The sequence below is a fragment of the Paraburkholderia humisilvae genome (assembly GCF_902859855.1).
Classification (GTDB): Bacteria; Pseudomonadota; Gammaproteobacteria; order Burkholderiales; family Burkholderiaceae; genus Paraburkholderia; species Paraburkholderia humisilvae.
The window spans coordinates 1-2,808 of sequence record NZ_CADIKH010000242.1; the positions used below are offsets into that span (position 1 = coordinate 1).

At 62.6% G+C, this 2,808-nt stretch carries 2 protein-coding genes and 1 pseudogene; 1 reads left to right on the forward strand and 2 read right to left on the reverse strand.

Annotated features, from left to right (window positions below):
- A partial coding sequence (locus HV796_RS43745; protein ID WP_217478217.1) for a hypothetical protein occupies nt 1-198 on the forward strand: 198 nt, incomplete at its 5' end.
- A gap of 202 nt (nt 199-400) precedes the next feature.
- Here the strand turns inward: HV796_RS43745 and HV796_RS41460 are convergent.
- Together HV796_RS41460 and HV796_RS41465 are read right to left on the reverse strand one after the other, a co-directional pair.
- Nucleotides 401-856 carry a RidA family protein gene (locus HV796_RS41460; protein WP_246356374.1) on the reverse strand — a complete coding sequence of 152 codons (456 nt, stop codon included), beginning with the start codon at nt 854-856 and terminating at the stop codon, nt 401-403.
- A gap of 216 nt (nt 857-1,072) precedes the next feature.
- Nucleotides 1,073-2,685 (reverse strand): annotated as a pseudogene (locus HV796_RS41465) (phage integrase family protein).
- Nucleotides 2,686-2,808: the final 123 nt, after the last annotated feature.

Sequence of the window (2,808 nt, forward strand, 5' to 3'; positions counted from 1 at the left end):
CCGACGGCCAGCAGATTGTTTGTTGGTATCACCGCCGGGTACATTTGCCAGAAAATGTTGAATGTACGATCAGTTGATCCACCTGTTCAAGGTGTAGCCACCATCCCAAACGTTCACCCTATCCAGGCTGTGGTCAATACCCCTGCCTCGCTCCGGGAATCCGGCAGGTATTTTGTTAGCAAAGCGGTGGGCGTCTGAACGGCCGCTTTGAGCACAGGCCACGGTTCCTTGGGGGTCGACAGAGGAAGATCAACGCCGCCACGACAGCACCAGTCGGCGGCAATCGATGATCTTCCGGGTTCGGCCACAAACGGTCGATCGACACCGGTGCGTAGATCGTCGACGATCTGTTGTGCCGCGCTCGTTGCGTTGCCCACGAGCGCAGCCTGGCATGAAGCGGTTACGCTGTTTTGGCTGCGGTCACCGTTATTTCAACAAGCCACCCTGGTTCGACCAATCCAACGACTTGCGAGCGAGTGCGAGTGGGTAGGTTCGGTTGTGTTTTCGAGCCGAAATAATCGAGATAAACACTCGAAAAGCCTTCGTAATCGGGTTTGCCGTTGTGCGCTGGATCACCGACAAAGATCGCCTGTACAGCAACGACATCGCCCAACGTATAGCCCTTGCTGCCGAGGATTTCGGTAATCTGATCCAATACGCTTTTCGTTTGGGCTCGTGTATCGCCGAAATGGGCCACCGTGTGAGGTTCGGCATCGAAGTTCGACGGCAATGCTCCGACGCCACTCAACACGATACATTTTGCGCCTGCGGGAATTTCGATAGCTTCCGAAAATTCTCTTGCCCATGCTTCCTTCATGGAATGAGGGGTTTCATGCCGGACGATGGCGCTGCTCATGTCGTTCTCCATATTTGATATAGCGATTGCGGTGTGCGAGAACATAACACTGTTGCTCGTAACTTGTATGACCGCGTTAGGAAGTGCAACGGTTGCATCCGCGATGACTTCGCACCTTGACATCACGTCGCTATCGGAATGAAGGGCTGCTTGCGGCAGACATGAAAGTACGTTTCGGGTCGAACCGGGACATTGGGTCGAGGCGGGACCCGCTCGCTATCGTGCTTCGAATGCCTGATTCATCTGGCGAGCCCGTTTGACCTCGTCGCTCTGCAGGTAAATCGAGGTGGTCGCGATTGATGCATGGCGCAGGTTATCGCGCACGGTAGTAAGCTCGGCGCCGCGGGCGAGAGCATGTGTTGCATGGGTGTGGCGAGTCCAATGCGGGCTGGCACGCCGCAATTTTTCGGCGACGACAGGATGGTCAGTGCCGATCACATCTGCGGCCTGCCGGAAAAACCGCCGCATCACGTGCCACAGCCGGGTACCGGTGATGCTGGTTGTGCTGTCCTGCTCCAGGCTCGCGAGCAATGGCGTCGTTGGGTCCCAGCGCGTCCAGGTGACCGGAAGACGACGCTGTCCGAGATACTGGTCGAGCGCCGTGCGCGCCAGCGGCGGCACCGCGACCTTGCCGGGGCGACTACCCTTGCCGACCAGATGCAGCCAGTGATCGCCATGCTCGCTCACGCGGATGTCCCCGAGTGTGGCACTGACAAGCTCTCCCGCGCGCAGCCCGGTCGCGTAGGCAAAGTCGAGCAGGAAGCGCAGCCGTTGCGCCGCCGGATCCGACCAGCCGTACGACCACTCGAGCCCCTCGGCGATCGCGCGCACTAGCGCCCATTCACCTTCGGTGAAGCCGCGTGCCGTGTTGAGCGGCGTCACGCGCGTCCTGCCGCGCACCTTGATGCCAGCAAAGGGGTTCGCGAGCACATAGCGCTGCTCAATGAGCCAGCGGAAGAGCGCCCCCAGCACCGACAGTGCATAGGCGGTCGAGCGCGCTGAGAGATTGCTTGCAAACGGCCGCCAGTCAGGCGCGGTGCGCGGCCGTGGCGGCCCGACCCAGCGCTCGCGCGGCGTCGGCCGGCGCAGAAACGCCCGGTACGCGATCGCGTCTTCGGTCGTCAGCGACGACAAGGCGCGACCGCGCTCAACGATCGCCCACAGGATCAGCCTCTCGGCCTCCTTGCGATAGGCGCGCTGGGTGGTCGGTGCCTCGTGCAGGGCAAGCCACGCCTGCACGGCATCGTAGTCGTTGCCCGCGTCGAGCGTGCAGGCCTGGCGCGGCGCGCGGAACGTGCCGGCCGAGCCGTCGACCTGGTGCGGCAACCGCAAGCGCTCCCACGGCACAACGACGCCGGGCGTGGCTACGGCAATCAACGCTTGAGCCTGCGCCGTCAAATGCGGATGGGCTGCAAAAAACGACTCGATCTGTTGGGCGCCAGTTTGCCCGAGACCGGCGATCGTGCGCCACCAGCCACGCCGGCGCGGTACGCGCACGGTCAGGTCCGCGAGCGTCGCGATGCCGTGGTCGCGCAGCGTGCGCGCCGCACGCTGCGTCAGCCACAGGCCGACTTCGTCGCTGGAGCGATCCTTTCGTTGCTGGGGTGCTGCAGCAGATCGACCAGATCGACACGTTGCCGCTGGTGGGCAAACAAGATCAGCTGCCGGCGGATACCACCGAGGATGCCGCGGGCCGATTCGCCCGGCGCGCGTGCGTGCGGCAGATAGCGTTCGACCGCCGCACGTGAGGACAGGCCCGCATACCAGCCGCGCAGCGCCGCGAGCGCATCGGCATCGGGGAACGAGACCGGCTTCGTGCGCGGCGACAATCATCTTGGCCGACGTGTTGCCTCACGAAGGAATGTTACCCGACGGATTGTTGTCGTTTCGCTTTCCCTCTTCTCTTCTTTTGTGGTTTGCCGGGCGCGGAGCGCCCGGCCCCCGGCGACTTT